Source organism: Curtobacterium sp. 'Ferrero' (assembly GCF_002412165.1).
Classification (GTDB): Bacteria; Actinomycetota; Actinomycetes; order Actinomycetales; family Microbacteriaceae; genus Curtobacterium.
Map to the genome: position 1 here is coordinate 25,705 of NZ_NXIA01000015.1, position 14,008 is coordinate 39,712.

The following is a 14,008-nucleotide window of genomic DNA, read 5'->3' on the forward strand; positions in this document are numbered from 1 at the left end:
TAGAACGCGCCGCCGACGCCGGGCCTACCAGCGTCCGAGCCGCGTCTGGAGGACCGCCAGCGCCGCGGGTCCGGCCGTCGAGGTGCGCAGCACGGTGTCGCCGAGCCGGACCCGCACGGCGCCCGCCGACACCAGCCGGTCGAACTCGGCCCCGTCGATCCCGCCCTCGGGGCCGACGACGAGCACGATCTCCTCGACGTCGGCCGGCGGCTCCCAGGCGGACAGGCGGACGTCGCCGACCGGGTCGAGCACGAGGACCGTGCGGCCGGGCGTGCCCACGGCGGCCGCGAGCTCGGCGGTCGTGCACGGCGGGTCGACGTCGGGGACGCGGGCGCGGATCGCCTGCTTCGCGGCCTCGTGCGCGATCGCCGCCCAGCGCGCGCGGCCTTTCTCGACCTTCGCGCCCTCCCACCGCGACACGCTCCGCGCCGCCGACCACGGCACGATGCGGTCGACGCCGATCTCGGTGCCGGCCTGGACCGCCATCTCGTCGCGGCCGCCCTTGGCGAGGGCCTGGACGAGCGTGAGCGTGGGCGTCGGCTGCGGCGCGACGTCGACCCGGGCGACCTCGAGCAGGAGCGAGTCGCGCTCCGTGGCCACGACGGGACCGGTGACCGTCGTGCCGCGGCCGTCGCCGATGCGGAGGGTCTCCCCGACCCGGACCCGGGCCACGGACACGGCGTGCCGACCCTCCGCACCGTCGACCGTCACGCGGTCCCCGACGGCGACGCCGTCGAGCGCGTCCACGAGGTACAGCGAGGCCATCAGAAGTTGAAGAACCGGTCGCGCAGCTTGCCGAACATGCCCTGCTGGAACCGGGCGAGCTGCGGCTTGGTGGCCTTGTGCGACTTCGCCAGCTGCTCGACGAGCTGCCGTTCCTTGTGCGACAGCTTGGTCGGGGTGACGACCTGCACGCCGACCCGGAGGTCGCCGCGGCCGTTCCCGCGCAGCTTCGTGATGCCGCGGTCCTTGAGCACGAGGACGTCGGCGCTCTGCACACCCGGCCGGATCTCGAGCTCGACCGGTCCGTCGAGTCCGTCGATCGTGGCCGTCGTGCCGAGGATCGCGTCGGTCATGGCGACCTCGAGCGTGGCGAGCAGGTCGTCGCCGTCGCGGCTGAACACGTCGTGGTGCCGCACGCGGATCTCGAGGTACAGGTCGCCGGAGGGCCCGCCAGCCGGGCCGACCTCGCCCTGTCCCGGCATCTGCAGCCGCAGCCCGGAGTCGACGCCCGCGGGCACGTCGACCGGGATGGTCCGACGCGCGCGCACCCGACCCTGACCCTGGCAGGTCGGGCACGGGTTCGGGATGACGGTCCCGTAGCCGCGGCAGGTGCCGCACGGCGCGCTCGTCACGACGTTGCCGAGGAGGGACCGGACCTGGCGCTGGATGTGGCCGGTGCCCCCGCAGATGTCGCACGTGCGCGGGCTCGTCCCGGGCGCGCAGCAGGAGCCGTTGCACGTCTCGCAGAGCACGGCGGTGTCCACCTCGACGTCCTTGTGGGTGCCGAAGACGACCTCGTCCAGGTCGACGTCGATGCGGAGCAGGGCGTCCTGACCGCGCTCCGCACGACTGCGCGGCCCGGCGCCGCGACCCCCGCCGCCACCTCCGCCGAAGAACGCGTCGAAGATGTCGCTGAACCCGCCGGCGCCACCGCCGAACGGGCTGTCCGCCTGGGGGCCGGCGTCGTACCGACGGCGCTGGTCCGGGTCGCTCAGCACGTCGTACGCGTGCGTCACGTCCTTGAACCGCTCGGCGGCCTCCGGGCTCGGGTTCACGTCCGGGTGGAGCTCGCGCGCCAGGCGCCGGTAGGCCTTCTTGATGTCGGCATCGGAGGCGTCCGGCTGGACGCCGAGGACGTCGTAGTGGTCTGCCACGTATCCCTCAGTGTGTTTCGGTTCGGTCGGTCGGCCGCGGCGGTCGCCACGGTCCGGTCTGGAGGCACGGTGCCGGCCCGGCACCCGGGTCGCGCCGCGCGGGGCGCAGGTCGGTCAATGTTCGCCCAGCAGCTTGGACAGGTACCGAGCGACCGCCCGGACGGCGGCCATGTTGCTGCCGTAGTCCATCCGGGTCGGGCCGAGGACGCCGAGGCGTGCGACCTCGCCGCCCGCCAGGTAGCCGCCGGCCACGATGCTCGTCGCGTCGAGCCCGTACTCGGCGTTCTCGACGCCGATGCTCGCCGCGACGGCGACGTCGTCGACCTGCATCTCGCCGAACAACCGGAGCAGGGTCACCTGTTCCTCGATCGCCTCGAGCACGGGGAAGAGGCCGCCGGAGAAGTCCTGCTCGCTCTTGGCGAGGTTCGCCGCGCCGGCCATGAGCAGGCGGTCCTGCCGGTTCGACGCCACCTGCTCGATGAGCGTCGCGACGACGACCCCGGCGAGCGGCTGCACGTCGGGTCGGAGCTGCTGGGGCACCGCGCGGAGCGCCCCGGGCACGTCCTGGAGCAGGAGCCCGACGGTCGCCCCGTTCACCACGGACCGGAGCTCGCCGAGCGCGGACTCGTCGAGGGTGAGGTCGGACTCGACGACGCGCTGCTCGACCCGGGCGGTGTCCGTGATGAGGACGACCATGAGCCGGGTGTCGCCGAGCCGCACGAGCTCGACGTGCTGCACGCGGGCCCGGACCATCGAGGGGTACTGCACGAGCGCCACCTGGTTGGTGAGCTGGCTGAGCAGCCGCACGGTGCGCCCGAGCACGTCGTCGAGGTCCCCGGAGGCGCCGAGGAAGGTCTCGATCGCGTGGCGCTGGGCGCTCGACAGCGGTCGGGCCGCCGCGAGGTGGTCGACGAAGACCCGGTAGCCCTTGTCGGTCGGCACGCGCCCGGACGAGGTGTGCGGCGCCACGATGAGCTGCTCGTCCTCGAGCTGGGCCATGTCGTTGCGGATCGTCGCCGCGCTCACCCCGAAGGCGTGGCGGTCGACGATGGTCTTGGAACCGACGGGCTCGCGCGACGCGACGTAGTCCCGCACGATCGCCTTGAGGACTTCGAGGCTGCGTTCGCTGACCACCTGGTCCCCTTCCGTTCGCGTTGGCACTCTCATGTCTCGACTGCTGATCCTACGCCCGACCCCCGACGGACCGAGACTTCCGCGCACGCCTGCCGATACGCTTCCCGCATGAGCTACGGACAGCAGCCCGGCGGCCCCGGGTACCCGCCGCAGTACCAGCCCCCGCAGCCGATGAGCCCGGAGGACCAGCGGCTCTGGGCGACGCTGACCCACATCGGCGGGATCTTCTTCAACTTCATCGCTCCGCTGGTCGCCTACCTCGTCCTGCGCGACCGCGGCCAGTTCGTCCGCGAGCACACCCGGGTCGCGCTCAACTTCCACATCACGATGGCGATCGCCTACTTCGTCGGGACGCTGACCTCGTGGCTCGGGATCGGGCTGCTCATCCTCCTGGCGACGGGCGTGTTGTCCGTCGTGTTCGGGATCATGGCCGCCGTCGCTGCGAACCAGGGGCGCTTCTACAAGTACCCGCTCGCGATCGAGTTCATCAAGCAGTAGCGGGGCGCCCGCCAGCCGACGACTCAGTCGAGCAGCTCGCGGACGACCGCATCCGCGAGCAGCCGGCCCTGCCGGGTCAACTCGACCCGGCCCCGCACCGCGGCCGGACCGTCCACGAGACCACGTGCGATGAGCCCCGCGACCCGGCCACGGGCCTCCCGGCGGAGCTCCGAGGTGGCGAGTTCACCGCGCACGCGCGCCGCGAGGAGCACGCGCTCGACGTACCGGGTGTCGTCGTCGAGGGTCTCGCGACCCGCGGCCGGCGACTCCCCCGCCAGCACCCGGTTCGCGTACGCGGCCGGGTGCTTGACGTTCCACCAGCGGGTGCCGGCGACCGCGGAGTGCGCGCCCGGACCGACACCCCACCAGTCGTGGCCCTTCCAGTACGACAGGTTGTGCCGGCTGGCGTGCTCCGCCGTGCCGCCGTCCGGACCGGTCCGTGCCCAGTTCGACACCTCGTACCACGAGTACCCGGCGGCGCCGAGGACGTCGTCGGCCAGCTCGTACATGTCGGCGGCGAGGTCGTCGTCGGGCGCGGGCAGGTCGCCGCGCGCGACCATGCGTCCCATCGCGGTGCCCTCCTCGACGATGAGCGAGTACGCCGACACGTGGTCGGGCGCGCACGCGATCGCGGCGTCGAGCGAGCTGCGCCAGTCGTCGAGGGACTCACCCGGCGTCGAGTAGATGAGGTCGAGGGACACGTCGAGCCCCTGCTGCTTGGCGAGGTCCACCACGACGGGGACGCGCTCGGGGTCGTGCGTGCGGTCGAGTGTGGCCAGGACGTGCGGGACGGCGGACTGCATGCCGTAGCTCATCCGGGTGAAGCCGCCGCGCCGGAGGGTCGCGATCGCGTCGGCGTCGACCGAGTCCGGGTTCGCCTCGGTCGTGACCTCGGCCCCGGGGAGGATCCCCCACGTGTCGTCGATCGCACGGAGGATCATCACGAGGTCCTCCGCGGGCAGCATCGTCGGGGTCCCGCCGCCGAAGAACACGGTGGACACCGGGCGGCGCGGCACGCCCGAGCGGTCGAGCACCTCGGCGGCGAACCGGATCTCCTGCACCGCGTGGCCGGCGTAGTCGTCGCGGCGGACCCCGCGGAGCTCGGACGCCGTGTAGGTGTTGAAGTCGCAGTAGCCGCAGCGCACCCGGCAGAACGGCACGTGGACGTAGACGCCGAACGGGACCTCGCCCGCGCCGGGGCCCGGGACTACCAGGCCGTCCGACGGTGCGGGATCGGCGATCGGGAGAGCACTCGGCATGGACTCCATTGTCGGTCATGATGGAGGCATGGAGCACCACACCGTCCCCACCACGGTGCTGTGGGACATCGACGGCACCCTCGTGATGAACGCCTCGTCACCGGGGAACCTGTACCACCTCGCCCTGGAGCGCGCCGTCGGTCGCGACCTCGCGCTGCGGGTCGGACACCAGCACGGTCGGACCGACGCGGGGCTCATCGCCGAGCACGTCCGCGCGCACGACTTCGACGACGCGCTCATCCCCACCGTCTCGGCGCACCTCCGGGACCTCACCGACGAGCGCTCCCGTGCCGGCGACCACCGGCGTCCCGCCCCCGGCGCACGCGAGCTCGTCCAGCGCTTCGCGACCCTCGGGTGGCGCAACGGCCTGCTGACCGGCAACTCCGAGCACCGCGCGCGCGTGAAGCTCCGCGGCGCCGGCTTCGACCTCGAGGCGTTCGACTGGGTGCACTCGTTCTTCGGCGACGAGGAGGTCGACCGCGCGGGTGTCACCGGGCGGGCCGCGTCCGCGCTCGCGGGCGAACGGGCCGTGATCGTCGGCGACACCCCCCGGGACGGCGAGGCCGCGGACGCCGCCGGCATCCCGTTCCTCGCCGTCGCGACCGGCGTCTACGACGTCGAGGCGCTCCGGTCGACGAGTGCGGTCGCCGTGGCGCGGGACCTGGTGCAGGACGTGCAGCTCGTCGAGGAGGCGATCGCCGCACTGCCCGCGCTCCGGCCCACCCGGTGACGACGGTGCCCGCCCGGTGACGACGGTGCCCGCCCGGTGACGACGGTGCCCGCCCGGTGACGACGGTGCCCGCCCGGTGACGACGGCGGCCGCCGGGTGACGACTGCGCCCGCCCGGTGACGACGGCGCCCGGCCGACCGGGGTGGTCGACCGGGCGACACCGACGTCGCGACGGCGGGCTCAGCTCGAGACGGCCTGACGCTCACGCTCCGCGGACGTCTGAGCCGAGCCGGGGACCGGTCCGTCCGCCGCGGGGACCGCGCTGGCCGCCGCGGGGACCGCCCCGGACGACGCCGTCGGCACCGGTGCGACGTCGTGCCCCTGCACCGACGACTCGTCGAACGGCAGCTCGCCCCGCAGCACCCGACGCGCACGCTCGGCGTCGAACTGCCGGGTCCAGCGCCCGACGAGCACCGTCGCCACGGCGTTGCCCGTGAAGTTCGTCAGCGCCCGACCCTCGGACATGAAGCGGTCCACGCCGACGATCACCCCGACGCCGTTCACCAGGTCCGGCCGGTACGCCTGCAGCCCGCCAGCGAGGGTCGCCAGGCCTGCACCGCTCACGCCCGCGGCGCCCTTCGAGGCGATCACCATGAACACGAGGAGCCCGATCTGCTCCCCCACGCTCATCGGCTGGCCCATGCCGTTCGCGATGAACAGCGACGCCATCGTCAGGTAGATCGCGGTGCCGTCGAGGTTGAACGAGTACCCGGTCGGCACGGTGATGCCGACGACGGGCTTCGCGACCCCCAGGTGCTCCATCTTCGCGATGAGCCGCGGCAGCGCCGACTCCGACGACGAGGTCCCGACGATGAGCAGGTACTCCTTGCCGAGGTACCGCATGAGGCTCAGCACGTTGATCCGCGCGACCGCCCACAGCAGCGCGCCGAGCACGACCACGATGAAGAGCACGCACGTGACGTAGAACGCGACCATGAGCAGCCCGAGGCTCGCGATCGCTCCGGCACCGGTCGCCCCGACGACCGCGGCCATGGCACCGAACGCACCGACCGGAGCCACCCACAGCACCATGCCGAGGATCCGGAACACGACCTCCTGGAGCTTGCGGACCACCCGCATGACGGGCTCCCCCGACGGGCCCATGCGCTGCAGCACGAACCCGACGAGCAGGGCGACGAACAGCACCTGCAGCACGCTGCCCTCGGTGAACGCGGAGAACAGGCTCGTGGGGATGATGCCGAGCACGAAGTCGTGCGTGGAGGTGGCCTCGCCCGCCGCCTGGTACGTGGCGGAGCGCATGTCGAGGTGGTCGCCCGGGTGGACGACGTTGCCGACGACGAGCCCGATCGCGAGCGCGACGGTGGACATCACGAGGAAGTACCCGAGCGCGAGCCCGCCGATCTTGCCGACCGTGGCCGCCTTGGCGATCGAGCCGACACCGACCACGATCGTGCAGAAGATGATGGGCGCGATCATCATGTGGATGAGCGCCACGAACCCGTCGCCGAGCGGCTTGAGGGTCTGGGCGAACGCGGGGAACGCCAGGCCGACGAGGGCGCCGAGCACGACGGCCGCGATGACCGACAGGTAGAGCCAGGTGTGCGGTGCCGGTCGTCGGCGCGCCGAGCCCGGACGCCGGGGAGTGTCGGCGAGACCGGCTCGGTCGGAACGGTCGAGAGCCATCGGTGCCTCCTTCGGGGACGTCGTCGTCCGGTCGTCAGCATCCCGTCCGTGCCGCGGAGCGCGCGACTTGTGGTCGAATTGGTCGCACGACACCGACGTCCGGAGGAACCATGCAGGCGAGCCGCAGCAGCACGGCAGCGCGGGTGTTCCTCGTCGTCACCGCCGGCGTCGTCCTCGTGACGGCGCTGCTCGCCGTCCTGCTCGTCCTCGACGCGCGCCGCGCGGCGGAGTCCGGCGCGACCGACGTGACCCGGGCCGTCGCCACGGGGTTGGCGGCCGACCCACGGACCGTCGCGGCCCTGCAGGAGGACCGCAGCCGTGCCTCCCGGCTGCTGCAACCCGTCGCGACGCGGGCCGAACGGACCAGCGGCGCCGCGTTCGTGACGATCATGACGCCGGACGGCGTGCGGGTGACGCACCCCGACCCGGCCGAGGTGGGGCGTCACTACATCGGGACCGTCCCCGACACGCCACGCGTCCTGACGGAGCGCACCACCGGCACGCTCGGTCCGTCGGTGCGGACCATCGTGCCCGTCCGCGACGGCGACCGTCTCGTCGGCTGGGTCGCGACGGGCATCACCGTCGACCGGATCGGCGCGCAGGTCGGCGAGCGACTGCCGTTCGCGATCGCCGTGGCGCTCGCGGTGTTCCTGCTCGGCGTGGCGTCGGCGTTCCTGGCGCGCCGCACGACCCGCCGCGTGCTCGGCGACCTCCCGCCGGGCGCGGTGCGCGACGCGGTGGCGTCGGTCGAGTCGGTCCGCACCCTCGGCGAAGCCCTCCGGTCCCAGCAGCACGAGCACGCGAACCGCGTCCACACGGCGGTGACCCTCATCGAGCTCGACCGGAGTGACGAGGCGGTCACGCTCCTCACCGAGGGTGCCCGGGACGCCCAGCACCTCGTCGACCACGTGCGTGGCGGTGACCCGACGGTGGCGGCGCTGCTGCTCGGCAAGGCCTCGCAGGCGGGCGAACGCCACATCGGGTGGCAGGCCGAGATCGAACCGGACGTCCCGACGCCCGACGTCCGGCCCGTGGACCTCGTCGCCGTGGTCGGCAACCTCGTCGACAACGCGCTGGACGCCGCGGCGGACGGGTCCGCTCCGCGCTGGGTCCGGGTCGCGGTGCGCGGGCAGGGTGCGGACCGGTCGGGAGGCGCGGGCCGGGTCCTCGAGATCGGTCGCGATGCGGGTTCGGACCGGTCGGGAGGCGCGGGTGCGGACCGGTCGGGAGGCGCGGGTCGGGTCCTCGAGATCGAGGTCGCCGACAGCGGGGCCGGCATCGCCCCGGCGCACCGATCGCGCGTGTTCGAGCGCGGGTGGAGCACCAAGTCGGCCGCTGACGGCGGCGCCGTCGGGACCCCGCAGCACGCGGTGCCGACCGCCAGGCCGACGACCGCGGCCCCGGCGGTGACGGCGGCACCGTCGAGCCGGGGCATCGGGCTCGCGCTCGTGCGGTCCGTGGTCGACCAGGCCGGCGGCACCGTGACCGTGCACCACGACCCGACGCGGTTCGTGGTGCGGCTCCCCGCCGGGGACACCCCGTGATCGGGGTCATGCTCGTCGAGGACGACCCACTGACCCTCGAGCTGCACCGCACCCTCGTCGAACGGGTCGAGGGCTTCCGGGTGACCGCCGAGTGCACCTCGGCGCGCGAGGCCGTCACCGCGCTCCGCGACCCGGCCGTCATGGCCCGGGTCGACCTCGCCCTCGTCGACGTCACGCTGCCCGACGGATCGGGGCTCGACCTGGTCCGCGGGCTCCGAGCGACCGGAGCACGGGTCGACGTGTTCGCCGTGACCGCCGTCCACGACGCCGACACGGTCCGTCGGATGGCCGCACTCGGCGTCGCGCACTACCTCGTGAAGCCGTTCACCGCCGGTGACCTGCGCGCCCGCCTCGAGCAGTACCGTGCCTACCACCGGCAGGCGACGGACACCGGGAGCCTGCCGACCCAGCACGAGATCGACGCGCTGTTCGGGGCGCTCCGACCGGTCAGCCGGACCTCGACGCCCAAGGGGCTGTCGCAGGAGACCCTCGACCTGGTGGCCCGCACCCTCCGGGCGGCCGACGGGCTGTCGGCCGCGGAGACGGGGACGCGGCTCGGGCTGTCCCGCGTGGTCGCCCGCCGGTACCTCGAGCACCTCGTCGGCGTGGGCGCGGCCGAGCGGGCGGCGCGGTACGGCACGCCCGGGCGGCCCGTGTCGGAGTACCGCTGGCGGAGCTGAGGAGCCTCGGCTCGTCGCCCGTCGGTCGGCTCGTCGCCCGTCGGTCGGGTCAGTCGCCGCGGAGCGCCGCCAGGTACTTCTCGGCCATCACCTTCTGCTGCCGGCGGAGCAGCGGCTCGACGAAGCGCCACCGGCGGCTCGACGGCTGCGAGAACTGACGGAGCTGCAGCCACACCGAACCGTCCGTCGTGCGTTCCACGACGAAGGACTCCTCGCCGGAGAGCGGGTGCCCCTCGAGCGTGCCGTACGCGAAGCCCTTGCGGTCCGGTTCGTCGATGATCGACACCACCCGCACGGGCGCGTGCACGGTCTGCCCGAAGGCGTGCATCGTGAGGGTCGCGGTGGTGCCCGCGGTCAGCAGGGGCGTTCCGTCGGCCGCGAACTTCTCGACCTTGGGCGTCCCGATCGACGCCGGCGCGATCGGCACACCGTGCTCGTCGAAGGTCACCGGGTTGTACCGGACCTCGTCGTCGTCGGGCTGGTCGTCCACCTGCACCCGGATGCCGCTGCGCTCCTGGATCTGCCACGTCAGCGCCTGGGTCACGGCGGTCTCGAAGCGGGCGTCGCCGTGGCCGATGCGCGCACGGGACTCCGACGGGGTGAACCCCTCCGGCGGGTACGTCATGAGGTCCGGTGCCTGGGTCGCGCCCACGGCTCCGTACGTCAGGGCGGTCCGGTAGTAGCCGCGGGAACTCATGCGCTCCAGCCTACTTGCGGGCGCGATCCTCGGCGGACCGGCCTACTTCTTCTTCTCTTCCACGTCGCCGGAGAGTGCCGCGATGAAGGCCTCCTGCGGGACCTCGACCCGTCCGACCATCTTCATGCGCTTCTTGCCCTCCTTCTGCTTCTCGAGGAGCTTGCGCTTGCGGGTGATGTCACCGCCGTAGCACTTCGCGAGGACGTCCTTGCGCATCGCCCGGATGTTCTCGCGGGCGATGATGCGCGCGCCGATCGCGGCCTGGATCGGGACCTCGAACTGCTGGCGAGGGATGAGCTTGCGGAGCCGTTCGGCCATCATCGTGCCGTACGCGTACGCCTTGTCCCGGTGCACGATCGCGCTGAACGCGTCGACCTGGTCGCCCTGGAGCAGGATGTCGACCTTGACGAGGTCGGCCGCCTGGTCACCCGAGGGCTCGTAGTCGAGCGAGGCGTACCCCTGCGTCTTGCTCTTCAGCTGGTCGAAGAAGTCGAACACGATCTCGCCGAGCGGGATCTGGTACCGGAGCTCGACGCGGTCCTCGCCGAGGTACTCCATGCCGAGCAGCGAGCCGCGGCGCGACTGGCACAGCTCCATGATCGCGCCGACGTAGTCCTTCGGCGCGAGGATCGCGGCACGGACCATCGGCTCGCGGACCTCGACGATGCGGCCGGACGGGAACTCGGACGGGTTCGTGACCTCGACCGTGGCACCGTCCTCGGTCGTGACGTCGTAGATCACGCTCGGCGCGGTCGTGATGAGGTCGAGGCCGAACTCGCGCGAGAGCCGCTCGGTGATGATCTCGAGGTGCAGCAGACCGAGGAACCCGCAGCGGAAGCCGAAGCCGAGCGCCACGGAGGTCTCGGGCTCGTACACGAGGGCGGCGTCGGAGAGCTTGAGCTTGTCGAGCGCTTCGCGGAGGTCCGGGTAGTCGGAGCCGTCGATCGGGTACAGACCCGAGAAGACCATCGGTTTCGGGTCGGTGTAGCCCGGCAGCGCGTCGGTCGCGGGCTTCTGCGCGTTCGTGACCGTGTCGCCCACCTTGGACTGGCGGACGTCCTTCACACCGGTGATCAGGTAGCCGACCTCGCCGACGCTGAGGCCCTTCGTCGGCTTCGGCTCCGGCGACGACACACCGATCTCGAGGATCTCGTGCGTCGTCTTCGTCGACATCATCTGGACCTTCTCGCGCGGCTTGATGGTGCCGTCCACCATCCGCACGTAGGTCACGACGCCGCGGTAGCTGTCGTACACCGAGTCGAAGATCATCGCGCGGGGCTCGGCGTCCACGTTGCCGACCGGGGCCGGGACGGTGTTCACCACGCGGTCGAGGAGCTCCGGCACGCCGACGCCCGTCTTGCCGGAGACGCGGAGGACGTCGTCCGGCGAGCCGCCGATGAGCTGCGCGAGCTCGGCCGCGTACTTCTCGGGCTCGGCCGCGGGCAGGTCGATCTTGTTGAGGACCGGGATGATCTCGAGGTCGTTCTCGAGCGCCAGGTACAGGTTCGCGAGCGTCTGGGCCTCGATCCCCTGCGCGGCGTCGACGAGGAGGATCGCGCCCTCGCACGCGGCGAGCGACCGGGAGACCTCGTACGAGAAGTCGACGTGCCCCGGCGTGTCGATCATGTTGAGCGCGAACGTCCTGCCGTCGAGCTCCCACGGCATGCGGACGGCCTGCGACTTGATCGTGATGCCGCGCTCGCGCTCGATGTCCATGCGGTCGAGGTACTGCGCGCGCATCGCCCGCTCCTCGACGATGCCGGTGATCTGCAGCATGCGGTCGGCCAGCGTGGACTTGCCGTGGTCGATGTGCGCGATGATGCAGAAGTTGCGGATCGCCTCGGCCGGGGTCGCGGCGGGCTCGAGCGGCGCGGATGCTTGTGGGCTCACGGTTCCTCAGGGGTCGGGACGGTCGAACGATTGTCCCACGTCCTCGTCCGGGCAGCGCGCATCCGCGAGCCGACCTGTGGAGGACCGCGGCGCCCTGGCCGCTGTGCAGGACGGACAGGAGGCACGGGGCGGGCCCGCACCGCGCCTCGCCCCACCGGCACGGCCGACCCGCCGCTGGCGCGTCGGGTCGGAACCGGCGGCGTGGGCCCTGTCCGTCAGACGGTCGCCCTGACGGGCGCGGGCAGCGCGCCCAGGCCGCGCCGCAGGTCGTCCGCCGTCGCCGCCAGACAGACGCGGATCCAGCCCTCGCCCGTGCGGCCGAAGGCGCTGCCGGGGGCGACCGCCACGTGCTCGCGCTGCAGCAGCGCGAGCGCCCACTCGGCGACGTCCCCGTCGGTGGCGTGCGACACGTCGACCCAGAGGTAGAACGCGCCGCGCGGGTCGAGGTAGCGGATCCCCGAGGCGTCGAGCACCTCCTTCGCGACCTCGAGGTTGGTGCGGTAGTGCTCCCGGGCGTCCCGCACGGCCGAGTGGTCCCCCACGATCGCCGCGAGCGCCGCGTACTGGTCGGGCTCGGCCACGCAGCTGATCATCGCCTCCTGCGTGGTCCGCATCGTCGCGCCGAGGCCCCTCGGCGTCACGAGGTAGCCGACGCGGACGCCGGTCATGGCGTACGTCTTGCTCAACGAGAAGACCGAGAACACGCGGTCGTCGTCGTCGAGCGCGGCCATGCTCACGTGCCGGGTGCCGTAGGTGAAGTACTCGTAGACCTCGTCGCTGATCACCCAGAGGTCGTGCCGCTGCGCCATCGCCAGGAGGTCACGGAGGGTCTCCTCGCCGAACACCGAGCCGAGCGGGTTCGACGGCGAGTTCACGATGATCGCCCGGGTGCGGTCGGTGATGCTCGCCTCGAGCGCGGCGAGGTCCGGCTCGAAGCCGTGCTGCGGGCTGAGCTGGTACGGCACCGGGACCGCGCCGAGGATGTGGGCGTTCATCGTGAACGTCGTGTAGCCCGGGTCGGGCACGAGGACCTCGTCCCCCGGGCTGAGCACGAGCGTCATCGCCTGGAAGAGCGCCTGGGTCGCGCCGATCGTCATCCACACCTGCTCGAGGTCGACCTCGATGCGGTTCTCCCGCAGGAGCTTGTCGCGGATCGCCTGCCGGAGCGGCGCGATGCCGCCGTTCGGCGTGTAGTCGGTGCGGTCCTCGGTCCAGGCGCGACGGGCGGCCTCGCCGATGTGCGGCGCGACCGGGACGTCCGGTTCGCCGACGACGAGCATGGTGACGTCGGTGCCGTCCTCGCGGAGGAGGGCGGCCTGCTCGAAGACCCTGCGGATGCCGGAGGCGGGGACGGTCTCGATTCGGGGCGCGAGCGATGGCATGGTCGTCACCGTAGCGATGCCGTGTTGCGGTGCGGTTTCGGCCGGTTCCCAGGCCGTGTTGCGGTGCGGTCCCGGCCGGTTCCCAGGCCGTGTTGCGGTGCGGTCCCGGCCGGTTCCCAGGCCGTGTTGCTTTGGCCGCTGGCCCGGCTCCTGGTAGTGTTGGTGGCTGGCTTCCGCGTTCCCCGCCCACGGGTGGAACGCGATGCGACCAAGGGCCCCTCTACCCAGCGGTCGCGACCACCCGTAGAGACGAACAGGAGCACCACGCATGGCGAACATCAAGTCGCAGATCAAGCGCATCAAGACCAACCTCAAGGCCACTGAGCGGAACAAGGCGTACCGCTCGGAGCTCAAGACGTACATCCGCCACACCAACGAGGCGATCGCCTCGGGCGACAAGGACAAGGCCGTCGCGGCCCTGGCCCTCGCGTCGAAGAAGCTCGACAAGGCCGTGAGCAAGGGCGTCATCCACAAGAACCAGGCGGCGAACCGCAAGTCGGCGATCGCCAAGAAGGTCTCGGCTCTCTGAGTCGGACGCTTGCTCGAAGGCCCCGCACCGTCCGGTGCGGGGCCTTCGTCGTTCGTGCGGACCCGGCCCGGGCCCGGGCCCCGGCCCGGGCCCGGGGCGTCGAAACGCCCACGGTTCGACGACGCACCGGTCGATCGACGCGTG

At 72.4% G+C, this 14,008-nt stretch carries 13 protein-coding genes; 5 read left to right on the forward strand and 8 right to left on the reverse strand.

The genetic code is table 11. From position 1 onward, the window contains the following. Positions 1–24: 24 nt before the first annotated feature. The 3 genes from Csp2054_RS13085 to hrcA form a co-directional block, all read right to left on the reverse strand. Positions 25–765, reverse strand: a complete 741-nt coding sequence (locus Csp2054_RS13085; RefSeq protein ID WP_096899788.1) for a 16S rRNA (uracil(1498)-N(3))-methyltransferase — start codon at positions 763–765, stop codon at positions 25–27. After that, positions 765–1,877, reverse strand: a complete 1,113-nt coding sequence (gene dnaJ / locus Csp2054_RS13090) for a molecular chaperone DnaJ (protein ID WP_096899790.1) — start codon at positions 1,875–1,877, stop codon at positions 765–767. Before dnaJ ends, Csp2054_RS13085 begins: the two co-directional genes overlap by 1 nt. 114 nt (positions 1,878–1,991) lie before the next feature. Further along, a complete protein-coding gene (hrcA, locus tag Csp2054_RS13095) occupies positions 1,992–3,011 on the reverse strand; it encodes a heat-inducible transcriptional repressor HrcA (RefSeq protein ID WP_096899792.1) in 1,020 nt (339 codons plus the stop codon). Positions 3,012–3,119: 108 nt separating this feature from the next. Between hrcA and Csp2054_RS13100 the strand changes: the two genes are divergently transcribed. Next, positions 3,120–3,509 (forward strand): DUF4870 domain-containing protein, encoded by a 390-nt coding sequence (locus Csp2054_RS13100; protein ID WP_255252743.1) that lies wholly within the window; start codon positions 3,120–3,122, stop codon positions 3,507–3,509. A 23-nt stretch (positions 3,510–3,532) separates the two neighbouring features. On the opposite strand, the gene hemW is transcribed toward Csp2054_RS13100, so the two are convergent. Next, positions 3,533–4,768 carry a radical SAM family heme chaperone HemW gene (hemW, locus tag Csp2054_RS13105; RefSeq protein WP_096899794.1) on the reverse strand — a complete coding sequence of 412 codons (1,236 nt, stop codon included), beginning with the start codon at positions 4,766–4,768 and terminating at the stop codon, positions 3,533–3,535. 28 nt (positions 4,769–4,796) lie between these two features. Between hemW and Csp2054_RS13110 the strand changes: the two genes are divergently transcribed. Continuing rightward, the gene (locus tag Csp2054_RS13110) at positions 4,797–5,498 is read left to right on the forward strand and encodes an HAD family hydrolase (RefSeq protein ID WP_176491701.1); all 702 of its coding nucleotides are present in this window, start codon (positions 4,797–4,799) and stop codon (positions 5,496–5,498) included. A 180-nt stretch (positions 5,499–5,678) separates the two neighbouring features. Here Csp2054_RS13110 and Csp2054_RS13115 read toward each other — a convergent pair whose 3' ends face one another. Next, positions 5,679–7,142 carry a cation:dicarboxylate symporter family transporter gene (locus Csp2054_RS13115; RefSeq protein WP_096899798.1) on the reverse strand — a complete coding sequence of 488 codons (1,464 nt, stop codon included), beginning with the start codon at positions 7,140–7,142 and terminating at the stop codon, positions 5,679–5,681. Between the two features lie 110 nt (positions 7,143–7,252). Between Csp2054_RS13115 and Csp2054_RS13120 the strand changes: the two genes are divergently transcribed. Together Csp2054_RS13120 and Csp2054_RS13125 are read left to right on the forward strand one after the other, a co-directional pair. Then, a complete protein-coding gene (locus tag Csp2054_RS13120; protein WP_096899800.1) occupies positions 7,253–8,686 on the forward strand; it encodes an ATP-binding protein in 1,434 nt (477 codons plus the stop codon). Beyond that, positions 8,683–9,366, forward strand: a complete 684-nt coding sequence (locus Csp2054_RS13125) for a response regulator (RefSeq protein ID WP_096899802.1) — start codon at positions 8,683–8,685, stop codon at positions 9,364–9,366. The genes Csp2054_RS13120 and Csp2054_RS13125 overlap by 4 nt, the downstream gene beginning before the upstream one ends. 49 nt (positions 9,367–9,415) lie before the next feature. Here the strand turns inward: Csp2054_RS13125 and Csp2054_RS13130 are convergent, their stop codons facing one another. The 3 genes from Csp2054_RS13130 to Csp2054_RS13140 form a co-directional block, all read right to left on the reverse strand. Next, a complete protein-coding gene (locus Csp2054_RS13130) occupies positions 9,416–10,063 on the reverse strand; it encodes a DUF1990 family protein (RefSeq protein WP_096899803.1) in 648 nt (215 codons plus the stop codon). 42 nt (positions 10,064–10,105) lie between these two features. Then, complete coding sequence (gene lepA, locus Csp2054_RS13135; RefSeq protein ID WP_096899804.1) at positions 10,106–11,953, reverse strand: translation elongation factor 4; 1,848 nt, start codon at positions 11,951–11,953, stop codon at positions 10,106–10,108. A 215-nt stretch (positions 11,954–12,168) separates the two neighbouring features. Beyond that, positions 12,169–13,335, reverse strand: coding sequence for a pyridoxal phosphate-dependent aminotransferase (locus Csp2054_RS13140; RefSeq protein ID WP_096899805.1), 1,167 nt, complete (start codon positions 13,333–13,335; stop codon positions 12,169–12,171). A 268-nt stretch (positions 13,336–13,603) separates the two neighbouring features. Here Csp2054_RS13140 and rpsT point away from each other — a divergent pair, with 268 nt between their 5' ends. After that, entirely contained in the window at positions 13,604–13,864 is a 261-nt protein-coding gene (rpsT, locus tag Csp2054_RS13145) for a 30S ribosomal protein S20 (RefSeq protein WP_058725860.1), read from the forward strand. The last annotated feature ends 144 nt before the right edge of the window (positions 13,865–14,008 follow it).

Excerpts from the sequence above, each read along its gene's own strand:
- Csp2054_RS13140 (WP_096899805.1), bottom strand. The coding sequence starts at position 13,335 with ATGCCATCGCTCGCGCCCCGAATCGAGACCGTCCCCGCCTCCGGCATC.
- Csp2054_RS13130 (WP_096899803.1), bottom strand. The coding sequence starts at position 10,063 with ATGAGTTCCCGCGGCTACTACCGGACCGCCCTGACGTACGGAGCCGTG.
- Csp2054_RS13110 (WP_176491701.1), top strand. The coding sequence starts at position 4,797 with ATGGAGCACCACACCGTCCCCACCACGGTGCTGTGGGACATCGACGGC.
- Csp2054_RS13115 (WP_096899798.1), bottom strand. The coding sequence starts at position 7,142 with ATGGCTCTCGACCGTTCCGACCGAGCCGGTCTCGCCGACACTCCCCGG.
- rpsT (WP_058725860.1), top strand. The coding sequence starts at position 13,604 with ATGGCGAACATCAAGTCGCAGATCAAGCGCATCAAGACCAACCTCAAG.
- Csp2054_RS13100 (WP_255252743.1), top strand. The coding sequence starts at position 3,120 with ATGAGCTACGGACAGCAGCCCGGCGGCCCCGGGTACCCGCCGCAGTAC.
- hemW (WP_096899794.1), bottom strand. The coding sequence starts at position 4,768 with ATGCCGAGTGCTCTCCCGATCGCCGATCCCGCACCGTCGGACGGCCTG.
- Csp2054_RS13085 (WP_096899788.1), bottom strand. The coding sequence starts at position 765 with ATGGCCTCGCTGTACCTCGTGGACGCGCTCGACGGCGTCGCCGTCGGG.
- Csp2054_RS13120 (WP_096899800.1), top strand. The coding sequence starts at position 7,253 with ATGCAGGCGAGCCGCAGCAGCACGGCAGCGCGGGTGTTCCTCGTCGTC.